Origin of the sequence: Lelliottia sp. 489 (genome assembly GCF_050435885.1) — a bacterium.
Lineage (GTDB): Bacteria > Pseudomonadota > Gammaproteobacteria > Enterobacterales > Enterobacteriaceae > Enterobacter > Enterobacter nimipressuralis.
This window is the reverse complement of the sequence record NZ_JBNDLC010000003.1, coordinates 425,649-443,481: the sequence shown is the minus strand read 5'-3', so window position 1 is coordinate 443,481 and position 17,833 is coordinate 425,649. Positions and strand designations below refer to the sequence as shown.

General features: G+C 54.7%; 19 protein-coding genes. 10 read left to right on the top strand and 9 right to left on the bottom strand.

Annotation, left to right across the window (positions count from 1 at the left end; genetic code table 11):
- Positions 1–36 precede the first annotated feature (36 nt).
- A complete protein-coding gene (yghB, locus tag ABIE11_RS13310) occupies positions 37–696 on the bottom strand; it encodes a DedA family general envelope maintenance protein YghB (protein WP_100778921.1) in 660 nt (219 codons plus the stop codon).
- Between the two features lie 142 nt (positions 697–838).
- The gene (metC, locus tag ABIE11_RS13305) at positions 839–2,026 is read right to left on the bottom strand and encodes a cystathionine beta-lyase (RefSeq protein ID WP_100778922.1); all 1,188 of its coding nucleotides are present in this window, start codon (positions 2,024–2,026) and stop codon (positions 839–841) included.
- Positions 2,027–2,277: 251 nt separating this feature from the next.
- Here metC and exbB point away from each other — a divergent pair, with 251 nt between their 5' ends.
- Both exbB and exbD read left to right on the top strand, forming a co-directional pair.
- Positions 2,278–3,009, top strand: coding sequence for a tol-pal system-associated acyl-CoA thioesterase (gene exbB / locus ABIE11_RS13300; protein ID WP_100778923.1), 732 nt, complete (start codon positions 2,278–2,280; stop codon positions 3,007–3,009).
- Positions 3,010–3,015: 6 nt separating this feature from the next.
- Entirely contained in the window at positions 3,016–3,441 is a 426-nt protein-coding gene (exbD, locus tag ABIE11_RS13295) for a TonB system transport protein ExbD (RefSeq protein WP_129035160.1), read from the top strand.
- A gap of 128 nt (positions 3,442–3,569) precedes the next feature.
- Here the strand turns inward: exbD and ABIE11_RS13290 are convergent, their stop codons facing one another.
- The 3 genes from ABIE11_RS13290 to ABIE11_RS13280 all read right to left on the bottom strand — a co-directional run bounded on the left by ABIE11_RS13290 (position 3,570) and on the right by ABIE11_RS13280 (position 5,418).
- Positions 3,570–4,466, bottom strand: a complete 897-nt coding sequence (locus ABIE11_RS13290) for an SDR family oxidoreductase (protein ID WP_100778925.1) — start codon at positions 4,464–4,466, stop codon at positions 3,570–3,572.
- Positions 4,467–4,556: 90 nt separating this feature from the next.
- Entirely contained in the window at positions 4,557–5,021 is a 465-nt protein-coding gene (locus ABIE11_RS13285; RefSeq protein ID WP_100778926.1) for a cytoplasmic protein, read from the bottom strand.
- Complete coding sequence (locus ABIE11_RS13280; protein WP_095283367.1) at positions 5,014–5,418, bottom strand: hypothetical protein; 405 nt, start codon at positions 5,416–5,418, stop codon at positions 5,014–5,016. Before ABIE11_RS13280 ends, ABIE11_RS13285 begins: the two co-directional genes overlap by 8 nt.
- A gap of 102 nt (positions 5,419–5,520) precedes the next feature.
- Between ABIE11_RS13280 and ABIE11_RS13275 the strand changes: the two genes are divergently transcribed.
- A complete protein-coding gene (locus ABIE11_RS13275) occupies positions 5,521–6,024 on the top strand; it encodes an ESA_00282 family adhesion-associated protein (RefSeq protein ID WP_100778927.1) in 504 nt (167 codons plus the stop codon).
- A gap of 70 nt (positions 6,025–6,094) precedes the next feature.
- Here the strand turns inward: ABIE11_RS13275 and ABIE11_RS13270 are convergent, their stop codons facing one another.
- Positions 6,095–7,135 carry an aldo/keto reductase gene (locus ABIE11_RS13270; RefSeq protein WP_102104854.1) on the bottom strand — a complete coding sequence of 347 codons (1,041 nt, stop codon included), beginning with the start codon at positions 7,133–7,135 and terminating at the stop codon, positions 6,095–6,097.
- An 82-nt stretch (positions 7,136–7,217) separates the two neighbouring features.
- On the opposite strand from ABIE11_RS13270, the gene yghX reads away from it, so the two are divergent.
- The 3 genes from yghX (at position 7,218) to ABIE11_RS13255 (ending at position 10,340) form a co-directional block, all read left to right on the top strand.
- On the top strand, positions 7,218–8,105 hold the full coding sequence (yghX, locus tag ABIE11_RS13265) for a YghX family hydrolase (protein ID WP_129035158.1): 888 nt from the start codon (positions 7,218–7,220) through the stop codon (positions 8,103–8,105).
- Positions 8,106–8,316: 211 nt separating this feature from the next.
- Positions 8,317–9,954, top strand: a complete 1,638-nt coding sequence (locus ABIE11_RS13260; protein WP_100778929.1) for a methyl-accepting chemotaxis protein — start codon at positions 8,317–8,319, stop codon at positions 9,952–9,954.
- Positions 9,955–10,052: 98 nt separating this feature from the next.
- Positions 10,053–10,340, top strand: coding sequence for a DUF2623 family protein (locus ABIE11_RS13255; protein WP_429184668.1), 288 nt, complete (start codon positions 10,053–10,055; stop codon positions 10,338–10,340).
- Here the strand turns inward: ABIE11_RS13255 and fucR are convergent.
- On the bottom strand, positions 10,322–11,038 hold the full coding sequence (gene fucR / locus ABIE11_RS13250; RefSeq protein WP_100778930.1) for an L-fucose operon activator: 717 nt from the start codon (positions 11,036–11,038) through the stop codon (positions 10,322–10,324). The two genes, ABIE11_RS13255 and fucR, sit on opposite strands and share 19 nt — an antisense overlap.
- Positions 11,035–12,018 carry a diguanylate cyclase domain-containing protein gene (locus ABIE11_RS13245; protein WP_429184667.1) on the bottom strand — a complete coding sequence of 328 codons (984 nt, stop codon included), beginning with the start codon at positions 12,016–12,018 and terminating at the stop codon, positions 11,035–11,037. The genes fucR and ABIE11_RS13245 overlap by 4 nt, the downstream gene beginning before the upstream one ends.
- Before the next feature lie 321 nt (positions 12,019–12,339).
- On the opposite strand from ABIE11_RS13245, the gene ABIE11_RS13240 reads away from it, so the two are divergent.
- Both ABIE11_RS13240 and ABIE11_RS13235 read left to right on the top strand, forming a co-directional pair.
- Positions 12,340–13,392 carry an ABC transporter substrate-binding protein gene (locus ABIE11_RS13240; protein ID WP_429184666.1) on the top strand — a complete coding sequence of 351 codons (1,053 nt, stop codon included), beginning with the start codon at positions 12,340–12,342 and terminating at the stop codon, positions 13,390–13,392.
- The gene (locus tag ABIE11_RS13235) at positions 13,392–14,075 is read left to right on the top strand and encodes a molybdate ABC transporter substrate-binding protein (RefSeq protein WP_429184665.1); all 684 of its coding nucleotides are present in this window, start codon (positions 13,392–13,394) and stop codon (positions 14,073–14,075) included. The genes ABIE11_RS13240 and ABIE11_RS13235 overlap by 1 nt, the downstream gene beginning before the upstream one ends.
- A gap of 44 nt (positions 14,076–14,119) precedes the next feature.
- Here the strand turns inward: ABIE11_RS13235 and yghU are convergent, their stop codons facing one another.
- A complete protein-coding gene (yghU, locus tag ABIE11_RS13230; RefSeq protein ID WP_107702839.1) occupies positions 14,120–14,989 on the bottom strand; it encodes a glutathione-dependent disulfide-bond oxidoreductase in 870 nt (289 codons plus the stop codon).
- A 247-nt stretch (positions 14,990–15,236) separates the two neighbouring features.
- On the opposite strand from yghU, the gene ABIE11_RS13225 reads away from it, so the two are divergent.
- Both ABIE11_RS13225 and ABIE11_RS13220 read left to right on the top strand, forming a co-directional pair.
- Positions 15,237–16,826, top strand: coding sequence for an ABC transporter substrate-binding protein (locus tag ABIE11_RS13225; RefSeq protein ID WP_429184664.1), 1,590 nt, complete (start codon positions 15,237–15,239; stop codon positions 16,824–16,826).
- Between the two features lie 47 nt (positions 16,827–16,873).
- Entirely contained in the window at positions 16,874–17,827 is a 954-nt protein-coding gene (locus ABIE11_RS13220; protein WP_100778936.1) for an ABC transporter permease, read from the top strand.
- The last annotated feature ends 6 nt before the right edge of the window (positions 17,828–17,833 follow it).

Below are 17,833 nucleotides of genomic sequence, written 5' to 3'. Positions count from 1 at the left end.
AGCGTCCTCTCCCGGGGAGGGAGAGGACGGACAAGATTAGACGTTACAGCATTTCTTCTTGATCACCACAAACAGCGTCCCGACGAGGCCTGCAACCAGCAGGAAAATCGGCAGGATCATCAGGAAGGTCATCACCTGATCTTCATGGTGCTTCACAAACGGGATCATGCTCAGGGCATAACCCAAAGAGGTCACAACGCCGACCCACAGCAGGGCGCTCAGCCAGTTGAAGAACTGGAAGCGGCGGTTCGACAGGCCAGAAATCCCGGCCATCGTTGGCAGCAGGGTGCGAATAAACGCCAGAAAACGTCCGGCGAGCAGAGCCAGCAGGCCGTGGCGGTCAAACATGCAGGTGGCGCGCTCGTGGTATTTCACGGGCAGTTGCGCCAGCCAGCCTTTCACCACGCGCGTATTGCCGAGCCAGCGGCCCTGCACATAGCTCAACCAGCAGCCGAGGCTGGCGGCCGACGTTAAAATCACGATCGTGGGGGCGAAGTCCATAACGCCTTTACCGATTAACGCCCCGGCTAATAACAGCAGGCTGTCGCCCGGAAGAAACGAGGCCGGCAGCAGACCGTTTTCCAGAAAAAGCGTGGCGAACATAACGAAATAAACAACACCTACAACGTGCGGGTCCGCCAGCGCTGCAAAGTCGTGTTGCCAGAGCGCAGCGATAATATCTTGAATGACAGCCATGGACTTTCCTGTGGAACAACTGATATGTGGCTATTGTACTCCTGATTTCGCCCAGTGGGGTTGATCGGGGACCCAACAAATGCAGTCTTTTCTGCTGCACGTGTCTGTAAAACGGTCCGGGAGTACATTTACAGCCCGCACTCTACACGATGCGTTCGAAACCTGCCGATAAATCCGCGATCAGATCATCAACATTTTCTAAACCGATGTGCAGTCGGATCAGCGTGCCGGTAAAGTCGATTTCTCCGCCCGGCCGCAAACCGGCAAGTTGTTCAGGCTGATTCGGCAGAATGAGCGATTCAAAGCCGCCCCAGGAGTAAGCCATGCTAAAGAGCGAGAAGTTATCCAGGTAGGCGGCCAGCTCGTCGTTACTCAGTCGCTTATTGAGAACAAATGAGAACAGACCGCTGCTGCCCGTAAAGTCACGTTTCCAGAATTCGTGGCCTTTGCTGCCCGGTAGTGCAGGGTGATTCACGCGAGCGACTTGCGGATGTTGCGCCAGCCATTCGGCCACTTTCAGACTGCTTTCGTGATGCTGACGCAGACGCACGCCCAGCGTACGAAGCCCGCGACTGGTCATATAAGCGGTATCGGCATCCACCATCTGCCCCATCAGGTAGGCGTTTTCGCGCAGCTGATCCCAGCAGCGGGCGTTAGACACCGCCGTGCCAATCATGCCGTCTGAGTGGCCAATCAGGTATTTCGTTGCCGCCTGAATCGAGATATCGATGTCAAACTCAAGGGCTTTAAACAGCACGCCCGCCGCCCAGGTGTTATCGATCATGATGATAGCGTCTGGCGCCACGCGACGCACCGCGCGGACAATCGCCGGAACGTCATGCACTTCCATGGTGATAGAGCCGGGAGATTCCAGGAAAACAATGCGCGTATTCGGCTGGATAAGCTCCGCAATGCCTTCGCCGATCAGCGGATCGAACCAGCCGGTGGTGACACCCAGACGGGTCAGAATTTTGGTGCAGAAATCCTGGCTTGGCTCGTAGGCGGTGTTGGTCATCAGGATATGATCGCCCTGTTCAACGAACGCCAGAATCGTATTCGCTACCGCAGCGGCACCGCACGGGAACAGGGCACAGCCGACGCCACCTTCCAGCTCGCACATCGCTTCCTGCAATGAGAAATGGGTCAAGGTGCCGCGACGCCCGTAAAACAGCTCGCCTTTCGCGCGGTTGCGGGTGGCGTGTTTCTTGGCCTCAACAGTATCGAAGACCAGCGAGGAGGCGCGTTGAATCACGCTATTTACCGAACCCTGAGTGTACTTTTTACTGCGTCCTGCCTGCACAAGCGTGGTATCAAGATGCTTCTCTGTCATGTTCGCTAAACCTGTTTTTATCCGTCTGGACGTCCAGACTACCACGATTGCGAAAATCTGCACCCGGATGCTTAGCGAATAAGCACAATATTTTATGAAAAATACGCATAAGAAATTTTTACTGCGTAAGCGCAAGGAAAATGAGCGAAAATTACGGCACTATGCAAATACTAATGAGAACTACTATCAATTCGACGTGGTTTTGATATTATTATGCTCAGAATTTGTGATTTGCGTCCTGGAGATACAGAGTGGGTAATAATTTGATGCAGACGGATCTCTCCGTTTGGGGCATGTATCAACATGCTGACATCGTGGTTAAGATTGTGATGATCGGCCTGATTCTGGCGTCCGTGATCACCTGGGCAATTTTCTTCAGCAAAAGCGTTGAGCTGATTTCTCAAAAGCGCCGCCTCAAGCGCGAGCAACAGCAGCTGGCTGAAGCACGCTCGCTGAATCAGGCATTTGATATCACCTCAGCGTTCCATGCGAAAAGCCTGACCACCCAATTAGTCAACGAAGCTCAGAACGAACTGGAACTCTCCGCAGGCAGTGAAGATAACGAAGGCATTAAAGAGCGTACGGGCTTCCGCCTGGAACGTCGCGTTGCCGCCGTGGGCCGTCACATGGGCCGCGGAAATGGTTATCTGGCAACTATCGGTGCGATCTCCCCGTTCGTGGGTCTGTTTGGTACCGTGTGGGGCATCATGAACAGCTTCATCGGTATTGCTCAGACGCAAACCACCAACCTCGCCGTAGTGGCACCAGGCATCGCGGAAGCGCTGCTGGCAACGGCGATCGGCCTTATCGCTGCTATTCCGGCGGTGGTTATCTATAACATCTTCGCGCGTATGATTGGCAGCTACAAAGCCACGCTCGGTGATGTTGCCGCACAGGTTCTGCTGCTGCAAAGCCGCGATCTCGACCTCAGCGCCAGCTCCGTTAAGCCGGTACATTCTGCTTCGAAACTGCGTGTAGGTTGATACGTTATGGCAATGCGTCTTAATGAAAATCTGGACGATAACGGCGAAATGCACGAAATCAACGTAACGCCGTTTATCGACGTTATGCTGGTTCTGCTGATTATCTTCATGGTGGCCGCGCCTCTGGCGACGGTAGACGTGAAGGTCAATCTGCCGGCCTCTTCCAGCCAGCCGCAGCCGCGTCCGGAAAAGCCGATTTACCTGTCCGTGAAAGCTGATAAATCGATGTTCCTGGGCAACGACCCGGTCACCGATCAATCCGTTATTCCGGCACTGGATGCGCTGACCCAGGGCAAAAAAGATACTACCGTCTTCTTCCGCGCGGATAAAACCGTCGACTACGAGACCATGATGAGAGTGATGGATACGCTGCACCAGGCGGGCTATCTCAAAATCGGACTGGTCGGCGAAGAGAAAACGGCGGCGAAATAAACGTAAAAACGGCAACGCAAGTTGCCGTTTTGTTTTCTCTCTTTCGTGAGTAACGCGTAAGAGAAAGTCTCAGGCGGGACAAACCCGCAGGCGCGATATTCGTAGCGCCCCCGGGCAGACTGACAGCACTAGCCTAAATGTTCCCCACCGCACACCCCGTGCACTTCTGCCGTAACGTAGCTCGACTCCTGACTCGCCAGATAGACATACACTCCAGCCAGTTCTGCTGGCTGCCCCGCACGTTTCATCGGCGTCTTCTGACCAAACTGCGGAATTTTCTCCTGCGTCTGGCCGCCAGAAATTTGCAGTGCCGTCCAGATCGGGCCAGGGGCAACCACGTTAACGCGAATGCCTTTCTCTGCCACCTGTTTTGCCAGCCCACGGCTGTAGTTCAGTATCGCCGCTTTAGTCGAGGCGTAATCGAGCAGATGCGGGCTTGGCTGATAGGCCTGAATGGACGAGGTAGTCACGATGCTGGAACCGGCTGGCAGGACGGGAATTGCCTCCTGTGTGATCCAGAAAAGTGCCAGCACGTTCACCGCGTAGGTTTGCGTAAACTGTTCGGTGGTCAAATCGGCAATCTTCTCGACAGCGACCTGTTTACCGGCAACCAGCGCCAGCGTATCCAGCCCGCCCAGCGCTTCGCGGGCTTTATGCACCAGCGAGCGGGCAAAGGACTCATCGCTCAGATCGCCTGGAATCAGCACCGCTTTACGGCCCGCCTCTTCGATCAGCTGTTTGACCTCCTGGGCGTCCTCTTCTTCCGCTGGCAGATAGTTAATCGCCACGTCAGCGCCTTCACGCGCGTAAGCAATGGCGGCGGCGCGCCCGATACCGGAATCACCCCCAGTCACCAGTGCCTTACGATCCTGGAGCCTGCCGCTACCTTTGTAGCTCTTCTCGCCGCAGTCGGGCACGGGCGTCATCTTCGCTTGCACGCCAGGCGCTGGCTGCTTTTGCTTAGGGTAGTCGCCGGTGTAGTACTGGGTGGTTGGGTCCTGGATATGTGTCTGATGTTTTGACATAAGGCCTCTCCTGTTGGGTGAGTTAGGCCATTAAGTGTAGAAGAGCGAGAGGAGGAGGTTGTCGTATTCGGGGGAATCTGACTGGTGAGGCTATTTTGGCTCAGCAGGCGCGTGGGAAGGGGCGTCCACTTTTGCCGCCAGCGCATCTTCGTCGAGAGCGACGGTCGTGACGTTCGAGGTGTGATAGCCACCGTCAGCCAGTTTACGCGTCAAACGCAGCGTGGAGGCCTCTCTGGAGAGCAGATGCTGGTAGTTACTCTCAATGCGGCCCATGATTTTATCTTTCAATTCGGGCTTGAGGGAGATGACCGCGTTAATCATCGCGCCATAAATCTCTTCTTTCACCTGCAACGAGTAGATCTCGCGGCGATTTTCCCACTTCAGGCGAACCAGCGCGGCCGGGATCGATACCATGTCTTGCGCAATGCGGGTCATCTCGTCATTTTTATGTTTTATTAATGCGTCGAGATTTTGCTTTAAGATAAACTCATCGCTTTTATGGTTATCTAAAGTCAAATAAACGTTATTATCTTCAACTTCTTTCACGTTAATCATCCTCTAGTTTATAAAAAATAGGGTTGTTTTTTTCTCGGGTAATTAGATTAAGCCAAATTTCGTTGCCAGCTTCGTTTATTTCTTCGGTTTTTTCAGCCATTATTTGACTTAATGTTTGAGCGTCTATTTCTCCCTCGGCCTGCAGGTCGTTAAGCAGGTGGGCAAAGGCTTCAATCTTCACCACGCGAAATAGCCGATCTTTTATATGGCGGTCATGCTCTTCTAACAGCATATTACGTGATTTACCGGTACGGGTAACACCAATTAATATGTCAGCCTCAAAATCGGATAGTTTTCTTTTTCCCTGAGTGAAATTAGCATTGCTTTCTGCTTCCGCCGATTTAGGGACCACAGAGGCGATGTGGTACCGGACCGGCACAAGATTGTCGGGCAGCATTTTAATATCCTTTAATTTCAACAGGGTAGGTTCAAATAGGGCGTGAGATTCGTTGACAATAACATGAGGCAAATTTAAAATCAAAAAAAATGGAGCCATCCCATGAACAGCATTTTTTATTCTGTCATTACATTGCTATTGCTTACCGCTGGTGTTCTTTTATTGATGCGTGAGTTCAATAAAACGAAAGACTTACAGCAAACTGGCGAGTCATCCCAGCCGATTCCGATGACCAAAGAAGAGGGTGAGGACCATTTCTCACTGCTGATGAATGCGATAACGCCGGTATGGTACTGGCGCGTCAATCATGAATATATCGACTTTCTTCATGCCACAATTAAGCGGATGAAGATGACGGAAATAAACGACAGACCCGGTCTTTTTGAAGCCCAGCGCCGTTGCAGCGATCTGAACTCGGCGGTCTATAAATATTATGACAATATCAAAAAGCGCTGCCTGAATGGTGAGAAGGTCTCGCACTCCGATCTGGACGTGCTGAATTTACGTCAGTGTTTCCGCGAATTCAGTCTGGAAGCCTATCCGGAGCTGGTGGTGCTGGTCTGGCCGGAGTACGAGCGCCCGGTGGTGGATCCCGCGACAGTGTAGGCTTTGCAGGCCCGGTGGCGCGACGCTTACCGGGCCATGAGAGGCGACAGAGGACATCAGGCCGCATTCACTATTTATCTGACGATGCCTGCCACAAATTCAACTCTCCATCCGCGACATGCTGATCAATCCTCTTCAACTCATCGTCGCTAAAGTGCAGATTTTGCAGCGCCTGAATGTTCTCTTCGATCTGCTCAGGGCGGCTGGCACCGATGAGCACAGACGTCACGCGCTCATCTTTTAGCAGCCAGCTCAGGGCCATCTGCGCCATTGACTGCCCGCGCGCCTGCGCCATTTCATTGAGCAGTCGCAGGCTGTTCAGGTTCGCGTCGGTCAGCATCTTTTCCGTCAACCCGCGCACCTTTTTGCCTTCACGCTGCATACGCGAACCATCCGGAATACCGTTCAGGTATTTGCCCGTCAGCAGCCCCTGCGCCAGCGGCGTAAAAGCAATACAGCCGGTGCCGTTTGCCACGAGGGTATCCAGCAGGCCGCTTTTATCCACCCAACGGTTTAACAGGTTGTAGGACGGCTGATGGATCAGCAGTGGAATTTTCCACTCGCGCAGCAGCTCAGTCATTTTCTGCGTGCGTTCCGGCGAGTAAGAGGAAATCCCCACGTAGAGCGCTTTTCCGCTCTGAACAGCCTGTGCCAGCGCGGCGGCGGTCTCTTCCATCGGCGTGTTTTCGTCAACGCGGTGGGAATAGAAAATATCGACATACTCTACGCCCATGCGTTTCAGGCTCTGGTCGAGACTGGCGAGCAAATACTTCCGCGAACCGCCAGACCCGTACGGGCCAGGCCACATGTCGTACCCGGCTTTGGTGGAGATAATCAGTTCATCGCGATACGCGGCAAAATCCTCGCGCAGCAGACGACCAAAATTCTCTTCCGCGCTGCCTGGAGGCGGGCCATAGTTATTCGCGAGATCAAAATGGGTAATACCTGAATCAAAGGCTTTGCGAAGCAGTGCGCGCTGACTGTCCAGCGCCTGAACGTGACCAAAGCTGTGCCACAATCCAAGTGATAGCGCGGGCAAACGCAGGCCGCTCTTCCCGCAGTAACGGTACTGCATGGTGTCGTAGCGGCTTGAAGTAGGGGTCCAGGACATGATATCTCCTTTTTTAGTGATGAATTTTCGAAACAGCGTTTTCATTCTATCCTTATAAAATCACAATTCCTGGAGATATTCGATGACCCGGCTGACCGCGAAAGATTTTCCGCAAGAATTGCTCGATTACTATGACTATTACGCCCACGGCAAAATAACCAAACGCGAGTTTCTCAATCTTGCGGCGCGCTACGCGGCAGGCGGTGTCACGGCGCTGGCGTTATTCAATATGCTCAAACCAAATTACGCCCTTGCCGAACAGGTGAAATTTACCGATCCCGATATTTTGCCGGAATACATCCACTACCCTTCACCCAACGGTCATGGTGAAGTGCGGGGTTATCTGGTGAAGCCTGCAAAGACGACGGGAAAAGTGCCGGCGGTGGTCGTGGTCCATGAAAACCGCGGTTTAAATCCGTATATCGAAGACGTTGCCCGCCGGGTAGCGAAAGCGGGATATATTGCGCTGGCACCGGACGGATTAAGTTCCGTCGGCGGATATCCAGGGAATGATGAAGAGGGGAAAGTGCTGCAGCAGAAAGTGGACCCCACCAAATTAATGAACGATTTCTTTGCCGCCGTGGAGTTTATGAAAAAACATCCCGATGCGACGGGCAACGTGGGGATTACCGGATTTTGCTACGGCGGCGGCGTCTCGAATGCCGCCGCGGTGGCCTATCCGGAGCTGGAGTGCGCGGTGCCGTTTTATGGCCGCCAGCCTGCCGCGTCTGATGTCCCGAAAATCAACGCGCCGCTGCTGCTGCACTATGCCGAGCTGGATAAAAACATCAACGAAGGCTGGCCAGCGTACGAAGCCGCCCTGAAAGCGAATAATAAAGTCTATGAAGCCTATATTTACCCCGGCGTAAATCATGGTTTCCATAATGACTCAACCCCACGTTATGACGAGCCCGCAGCGGAGCTGGCATGGAAACGGACTCTGGGATGGTTTGAGAAATATTTGAAGTAATATGAATTTAATGTTTCAAAAAAAGGCCGGAAAATTCCGGTCTTTTTCTATTATATTTGCGTGCTAATTATAAGGGTATTAGGCAATACTATTTTTTTAAAAGTTAAGATGTGCAAGTTTTTATAAAAATACTCCTTAAAGTGTAGGCATTGCCGATAACGAAGATAAGACTCGTCTCAAGCGAGTTTTCCCTAACGGCAAGGATACTCTTATGCAAATGCTTCGTAATTTTACTATCCGGTTCGTCATGCTGACGATTCTGGGTATTTTTTGTTTGATGTGGGCAGGGGTTGGGCTTTACAGCACCTGGTCACTTTCCAGGGTCTCAGACGGTAATGACATCGATCGCCAGATCGTGAAACAAATGACTATTTTGAGTCAGGGTAACGATCAATATTTCCGCTTTGTCACGCGCCTCAGCCGCGCAATGGAAGCCAAAGTCGCGGGTGGAAATCCCGATTTAGCCCCCGCGCAGCAGGCGCTGGAGAATATGAGCAAGAAGCTGAACGAGATGAAGGCCATCTCGCCAGGCCCGATGGACGAAAGCGTCTCTGCTGAAGTGATTAGCAGCTGGCAGGCGTTACTGGATCAGGGGATTGCCCTGCAAATGCAGCAGGCTCAGCAAGGGACGATCGAGGGATATCGTCAGCAGGCCAACAACGTCACGCCACCGCTGAGCCGCGCTTTCGGTGCAGCGGCGGATAAATTCAACACTTCCGCCGCCAGCACGCTCGACAGTACGCGTGACGTGGTGGACAGCCTGACGAGCATGACGCGCGTTGTGATTATCGCCGCGACGATTATCGGTCTGCTGATCCTCCTCTTCACCGACCGCTACCTGGTGGCGATGCTGGTGAAACCGCTGGATCGCATTCGCGAGCATTTCCGCCAGATTGCGCAGGGCGATCTCAGCCAGCCCATTACGCCATTTGGGCGTAACTGCGTGGGCCGACTGGTGCCTCTGTTAACCGCGATGCAGGACAGCCTGCGCGAAGCGGTCAGCTCGATCCGCTCCGGCAGCGAGAATATCTGGCGCGGAGCCACTGAAATTTCCAGCGGAAATAACGATCTCTCTTCACGCACCGAAGAGCAGGCCGCCGCACTGGAAGAGACCGCCGCGAGCATGGAACAGCTCACCGCCACGGTGAAACTCAACGCCGAAAATGCGCGTCAGGCGAGCCAGCTGGCCGATGTTGCCTCCACTACCGCAAGCCGTGGCGGTTCGCTGGTGGATGACGTGGTTACCACCATGAGCGGAATTTCCGCCAGCTCGAAGAAGATTGCCGAGATCACTACCGTCATCAACAGCATCGCTTTCCAGACCAATATTCTGGCACTCAACGCGGCGGTTGAAGCGGCGCGTGCCGGTGAACAGGGCCGTGGATTTGCCGTGGTGGCAGGCGAAGTGCGTAACCTGGCCAGCCGAAGCGCAAATGCGGCGAAGGAGATCGAAGGCCTGATCGCCGATTCCGTTTCACGCGTCGAGCAGGGTTCGAAAATCGTCAGCGATACCGGGACCACCATGGAAGCGATCCTGCGCGCCGTGACCGAAGTGACCACCATCATGAAGCAGATCGCGTCGGCGTCGGAAGAGCAGAGCAAAGGCATTTCCCAGGTCGGTGTGGCGATCACCCAGATGGACGGCGTAACGCAGCAGAACGCCTCGCTGGTGGAGCAGGTTTCCGCCGCCGCCTCGGCGCTGGAACGTCAGACGGAAGAGTTACAACGCTCAGTGCAGAAATTCCGCCTGTCTGCGCAGGAACCGCAAAACGGTGCGCCTGCCGCGTCGCCGAAAGCGCCCATGCGGCCTAACGCATCGGGTACGCCCGATGAGTGGGTTTCGTTCTGATTCATCCCTAAAGGCCGCCCCGTGCGGCCTTAATTTCCACTAGCCATCGCTCAAAATACCGCTATATAATTTAATATATAGCGATTGAGGGTAAATCAATGGAAAACCATTTTGGCAAAGGGTTGATGGCGGGGATGCGCGCGGCGCAGGCGGATACCGCAAAGAACGTCGCGCATTTCTGCTCTGACTATAAACGGGGATTTGTGCTGGGATTTTCGCACCGGATGTTTGAGAAAACCGGCGATCGCCAGCTCAGCGCGTGGGAAGCCGGAATTCTGACACGCCGCTACGGGCTGGACCGCGATATGGTGATGGGTTTTTTCAAAGAAAATCAGTCGAGTACCACGCTGCGCTACTTTATGGCGGGCTACCGTCTGGAAGGGTGAGCATCGGTAATCATCTGCGTCACCTGCGACAGCGAGCCGATTTTGACTTCGCTCGCACGCTGAAACTTACTCTTATCAATCAACAGCAGCGACTGGCTGGCGCGGCGTAACAGCTGCGTTTTAAAGAGCGCACTGTGCTCGGCCGGGTCCCACATATCACCCTGTTCGTCCACCCCCTCACAGGAAAAGATAAACAGGTCGATCTCCACGCCTTTTAGCAGGGAGATCAGCGCCGGATTGACGTAACAACGATACTTACGGTCCAGTGTGCCGCCGGTGCAGATCAGGGTGATGCGCTCGCGTTTCGCCATTTCGTGACAGATAGGCAGGCTATTAGTGAACACCGTCAGGTCGATGTCCGGAAGCTGGCGCGCCAGATGAAAACAGGTCGAGCTGGCGTCGAGGGCAAGAGTCATTCCGCTGCTGACCCAGTCCAGCGCGCGGTGGGCGATATCCACTTTATCGGCGTAATGGCTCTTTAGGCGTGCGCCAAACGGCTCACCGCCGTCGCGGCTGTCCGGGTGAATGGCCCGCGCGCGGCCATGGTGACGCACAATTTTTCCCTGCTGCTGCAGCCCTTTCAAATCGCGGCGAATAGTCTCTTTGCTGACCGCCAGCTGCTCTGCCAGCGCGTCGGTGGTCAGCCCGTCGCAGTCGCTCAGTAGCTGGATAATGCTCTGCTGGCGGCTGGCCTTCACGCGTCCGTTCCGGTACGGGAAATCGAGATAAGCGTGGAGCCGATCGCCACGCCGTTCTTTCCGGTGTGTTTGATCTGGTACATCGACTGATCGGCGCGGCGCAGGGCGTTAACGAAATCATCCTGCGGCTGAACCTCATCTATCCCAATCGACGCCCCCACCTGCGCCTGGCCATTATCCAGCTCGAAAGGGGTCAGCGCCGCGTGCAAACAGCTGTGCGCGGTGCTGTTCACCCACAGACTGGAGAGCGGGAAGGGCAACAGCAGAACAAACTCATCGCCACCCAGACGCCCGACGACAGAACCCTGCGGGCAGGTTTCGCGCAGGCGCTGGCTCAGTTGAATCAGCAGTTCATCGCCGCTGCGATGGCCAAAGGTGTCGTTAACGGTTTTGAAATCATCCAGATCGATAAAAGCCACGCAGAGTGGACCCTGCTCTTTCAGGGCGCGGAACTGTTTGATTAGCGCATGACGATTGGCAAGGCCGGTCAGCGGATCGTGGTTCGCCAGCAGCGCGAGTTGCTCCTCGTACTGCTTTTCCTTCGTCATATCAATGTGGGTGCCGGTGACCTTGAGCGGATTCCCGTGCTCATCCCATTCGCTGACACGCCCGCGATCGAGCACCCAACTGACGGTGCCATTTTTATGCTGCATGCGGTGCAGCGCTTCGTAGAACGGGGTTTTGCCGTGGAGATGGTCATAAAACGCATCCAACACCATCTGTTTATCATCGGCATGAAGGTGCTCGCGCCAGACGTCGAACTGCGCATTCAGCTCTTTCGGCTGGTACCCGAGCATCGAGCCCCAGCGGCGATTGTAGATAATTAACTTCCCGCTGGGCACGTCGAGCTGCCACAGACACAGACCCGTGCCGTCCAGCGCAGCGCTGAGCTTGCTGCGGGCGTCACGCGCCAGCCTGGCAAGCCGGGCGTTATGCTTTTTCAGATTCTGAATCTGCTGTCGTAGCGCCTGTTCTGACATGGGACGTTTCTTAGGGGAAATAAAAATTATTCTTGCCAGTTTAGCGTTGGTTGTAAATATGCTGTTGAAAAAAGAGCGTGATTTGCAATAAGTACATCGGTTTTCTTTTAAGAAAATAGGGGGGGATAATTTTTCGCAGCGGATTATTTTCTCACTCTCGCCCTTTGCATTTTATTTGCAAAAGACAAAACCGGTCCGGGAATTATTTAATGCCGGGGTGTTCATTTTTTTCATGGCAATAATGCCTACCCACAAAGCAGGCGAAGATCTGCGTCACAAATCGTTATATAATCCTGTGCATAACGAAAGTGCGAGGGCATTATGAACAATCGATTTTGGCAGGCAGTTACCTTTAGTTTACTGATTTTACTCCCGTTATCTTCTGAGGCATCCCGCCAGATAACCGATCAAATTGGCCGCACCGCCACCGTTCCCGATAAGGTCGACCGCGTGGTAGTGCTTCAGCATCAGACGCTGAACTTACTGGTGCAAATGAACGCGACCGACAAAATTGTCGGTGTGATGGCGAACTGGAAACAGCAGCTTGGCGAGGGCTACGCCCGCCTGGCACCGGAGCTGAACCAGAAAGCGACGCTCGGCGATCTCACCCATGTGGACCCGGAAAAACTGATCGCTCTGCATCCGCAGGTGGTGTTTGTCACCAACTACGCGCCGCAGGAGATGATCGACAAAATCAGCAGCCTGGGTATCCCGGTGATCGCCATCTCCCTGCGCCACGACGCGCCGGGCGAAAAAGCGAAGCTGAACCCAACCCTCACCGACGAAGAAAAAGCCTACGATCTGGGTCTGCGCGAGGGGATCACGCTGATCGGTGAGATCGTCAACAAACCGCAGGAGGCCAAAGATCTGATCGCCGCCACCGATAAAGGGCGCAAGATGGTCAGCGACCGTCTGAAGGATATCCCTGCAGAGAAACGTATTCGCGCCTATATGGCCAATCCGGAACTGACCACCTACGGTTCGGGGAAATACACCGGTCTGATGATGGCCCATGCGGGCGCAGTCAACGTGGCGGCGGCGACCATTCAGGGTTTTAAAACCGTGGCGATGGAGCAGGTTATCGCCTGGGATCCGCAGGTCATCTTTGTGCAGGATCGCTATCCATCGGTGGTCGATGAAATCAAGGGTTCGGCCCAGTGGCAGGTGATCGACGCCGTGAAAAATCATCGCGTCTACCTGATGCCGGACTACGCCAAAGCCTGGGGCTACCCGATGCCGGAAGCGATGGGCATTGGCGAACTGTGGATGGCGAAAAAACTCTATCCTGAGAAGTTTAAAGACGTTGATATGCGCAAAATCGCCGACGAATGGTATCAGCGTTTCTACCGCACCCATTACCAGGGGATCGACTGATGCGCGTGCTGGCAGCGGGCAGCCTGCGCGGTATATGGCCGCAATTACTGGCCCATTTTCCGCACCCGGTTGAGACGCAGTTTGGTCCGGCCGGATTGCTGCGGGAACGGATTGAAGCCGGGGAGCCGTGTGACCTGTTTGCGTCAGCAAATGTCGCCCATCCTCAGGCGTTGCTCATAAAGGGGCTGGCATCTTCCGTGGCGATATTTGCGCGCAATCAGCTCTGCCTGACAGCGCGCAGCGAGGTACTTCGCGACCACGAAGACTGGTTCTCGCTGCTTACGCGTCCCGATTTGCGCCTCGGCACCTCCACGGCGGGGTGCGATCCCTCCGGCGACTACACCCAGGAGCTGTTCACACGTATGGGCGAGGCGGGCATCCCTATGCGGGAGCGGGCGATGGCGCTGGTCGGTGGGCGCGCGTCTGCGCCCATTCCGCAGGGTAAACGGGCGGCAGAGTGGATCATTGAAAGTGATCAGGCGGATCTGTTTATCGGCTACGCCAGCTATGCGCCCGCGCTTCGTCAGATTGCCGGCCTGAGCGTGCTGAACATACCTGCGCCTTTTAACCCGCGAGCGGAATATGCAAGCGCGGTGATGACGCCACAGGGGCAGGTACTGGCGGATTATTTACAGTCGGATCAGGCAAAAGCGATATTGCAGCAGGGCGGTTTCGGCGTGTAATTTTGCCCGGTAAGCGCAGCGCCACCGGGCAATCTGTCAGCGCATTACGCCTGACGTTTGTCTTCGGTCTGGGTGTCGAAGTCGCTGGCGGCATGGCGCTCATGCAGCTGTTCGCTCGGCTCGCCAAAGGTACGGTTGACGATGCGACCGCGTTTCACCGCCGGGCGCTCGGCAACTTCTTTCGCCCAGCGCTGAACGTTCTTGTAACTGCCTGCATCCAGGAACTCGGCGGCGTTGTACACGTTGCCAAGCACCACGTTGCCGAACCATGGCCAGATGGCGATATCGGCGATGCTGTACTCATCTCCCGCGACAAAACGACCGCGCCCCAGCTGCTTATCCAGAACGTCGAGCAGGCGTTTTGATTCCATGGTGAAACGGTCAATCGCGTACTCAATTTTCACTGGCGCATAGTTAAAGAAATGGCCGAAACCGCCGCCAAGGAACGGGGCAGAGCCTTGCAGCCAGAACAGCCAGTTCAGGGTTTCGGTGCGTCCCGCCGGATCTTTTGGCAGGAAGTGACCGAATTTTTCTGCCAGATAAAGCAGGATATTCCCGGATTCAAATACGCGCAGTGGCGGGTTCACAGAGTGGTCACGCAGTGCCGGAATTTTCGAGTTTGGGTTCACGTCCACAAACCCGCTGGAGAACTGATCGCCTTCGCCGATGCGGATCAGCCACGCGTCATACTCCGCGCCTGTCACACCAAGTGCCAGCAACTCTTCCAGCATGATCGTCACTTTCTGGCCGTTTGGCGTGCCGAGGGAGTAGAGCTGCAGGGGATGCGCGCCCACTGGCAGCGTTTTCTCATGCGTCGCGCCAGAAACCGGGCGGTTGATATTGGCGAACGCGCCGCCGTTACTGTTCTGTTTCCATTCCCACACTTTCGGTGGCTGGTAGGTGTTGTCTGACATGTTGATCTGCCTTTTTAGTGATGTGTTGAGGCAGTGTAGCAGGAGATTCGTGAACCCTTTAACGTTGCGAGCGCAATTGATTAGGCCCTATTCCTTCTGGCGCTTATATATATCAAATTGGTTATAAGCTTAATCGAAAATCGCATTTTCATTGTTAATGCGCAATATGACAAAGCTGAATATGATGCTCCTGAATAAAAAGAACTTTTCAGTATTTAATATTATTGAGGCAAGGAGTGAGTGAGATATGCGCAAGCTACTGTTATCTGCTGTTCTGGTGTCCATGGCATTAGCCGCAGCGGGCTGTGACGATGCTAAAAAGAATGAAACGGCGAACGCGCCAGCAGCAAAAAGTGATGCGCCAAAAGAGGGTGGCTCGCTCATTATCGGTATCACGTCCGGCGACCCGCTGGCCGTAAACCCACTCTACGCCAGCGACCGTACCACGCTGACCATCATGCAGGCGCTGTACGCGCCGCTCTACAGTTTTAACGACGGCAAAATCGAATGGGGCCTGGCCGAAAGCCTGACGCCGTCCGCCGATAATCTTAGCTATACCCTGACCTTAAAACCGAATCTGAAATGGCAGGACGGCCAGCCGCTGACCGCCTCCGACGTGGTCTTCACCTTTAATAAGCTCCTCGAAGCCAAACAGCACAGCTTCTTCCGCAGCATGTTCACCTACGGCGGTAAGCCTGTCGAAGTGAGTAAAGTCGACGATCGCACCGTGAAGTTCACGTTGCCGCAGGTCAGCGCCGCCTTTACCGGAACGCTGGTGCAAATCTACCCGATTCCGGAACACGTGTTCGCAAAAGAAGCGGATCTGGAAAAGAGCACCAAAAACGATGCGCCGGTAGGTTCCGGTCCGTTCAAGTTTAAAGAGTACCGCGCGGGGCAATATTACGCCCTGACCCGTTTTGACGATTACTGGAACGGCAAAGCGAAGCTCGACTCCGTGACCTATCGCTTTGCCAAAGACAGCAACTCCGCAAACCTTGCGCTGCAAAACGGCGAAATCAATCTGAAGATGGTCGACCCGCAGGACGTCAGCCGCCTGAAGAATACCGGCAAATTTGATTTTGTGGTCTATCCGGAAGGCCGTCTGGCGTACATGACCTTCAACCAGAATGTGCCGGTGATGAAAAGCAAACCGCTTCGCCAGGCGATTGCTTATGCCATCAACAAAGACGAACTGACCCAAACCGCGTTCACCTCGCTGGATTATGCTAAACCGGCCAGCTCGTTCCTGACGCCGGACACGCTTTATCAGACCAACGACGTTGAGCAGTACACGTTCGATCAGCAAAAAGCCAAAGAACTGCTGAAAGCGTCCGGCGCGCCAGCCGATCTCAAGCTGCGCCTGGCCTATGTGAACACCAACAAAACCCAGGAGAGCATGGCGCTCTACATTCAGCAGCAGCTGAAAGGCATTGGCGTGAATGTGGAACTGATGCCGCTCGACTCCAACGCCATGTCTCAGCGCAGCCTGGATATGAACAACACCGCGTGGGAGCTGAACCTCGGCGGTTACATCATGGGCGCGGAGCCGGATGGCTACAAATCCCTGTTCATGAGCAACGAAGCCTACAACTATGCGCACTATAAAAACCCGCAGTTCGACGCCCTGTGGGACAAAGGCGCAGTGGAAACTGACAGCGGCAAACGTGCTGAAATCTACAAGCAAATTCAGCAGACCGTCGCCAACGACATGACCTACTACCCCATCGCCTACACCAACGCGACAGTTGCCGTGGACAAACGCTATGGCGGGACGCAGGAAGCCGAACCGAAACCGGTTTATATGTTCCAGGACCTTTCAAAAATCTATCAAAAATAAGTCGTTGCCCCGGCCAACTGGTCGGGGTGTTTTTTTAAGGGCATGTCGTGAACACATTACTGACGCGTCGGCTGCTGCAACTGCTGCCGATGCTTTTCTTTATTTCGCTGGTGGCGTTTCTGCTGGTCAAACTCGCGCCCGGCGATCCGGTGGCGGCGTACATCACGCCGAGAATGGCCCCGGACGATATCGAACGTATCCGGCAGAGCATGGGGCTGGATAAGCCCCTGGTGACGCAATACGTTCTGTGGCTGAAAAACGTTTTGCAGGGCGACCTTGGCTATTCGCTGATTTACCATCGCCCGGTGCTGGAGATGATCGGCGAACGCATTCCGGCCACGCTTGGGCTGATGGGCGCGTCGCTGGTGATGGCGATCCTCCTCGCCATTCCGCTGGGGCTGCTCGCGGGCGCGTTCAAACATCGCTGGCTGGATCACATCCTGAACTTATTCGCCTATATCGGTATTTCCGTACCCATTTTCTGGTTCGGTATTCTGCTGATCACCATTTTTGCCGTGCAGCTGAACTGGTTCCCCAGTATGGGGATGCGCACTATCGGTATGGAGGACAACTGGCTGGACGTGGTGCGTCACGGCGTGCTGCCGTGCATTGCGCTGACCTTCTATAACCTCTCCAGCTACGTGCGCTATATCCGCTCGAACACCATTTCGCAGCTCTCCGCCGACTATGTGCAAACCCAGCTGGCGTATGGCGCCACGCGCACCAGTATCCTTTTCCGCCATGTGCTGAAAAACGTGCTGTTGCCGGTGATCACCCTGTTTGGCCTGTCGTTTGGCGAGCTGGTCGTAGGGGCTTACGTAACCGAAAGCGTCTTTTCGTGGCCGGGGATGGGGCTGCTGGGCATTCAGTCGATCACCTCGCTGGACTACCCGCTGATCATGGCGATCATCATGCTGTCGTCGATGATGCTGATCGTCGGCAATCTGATCGCCGATCTGCTCTATCGCTTCGCCGATCCCCGCATTCGTACCCTGAGGTAACCCCGG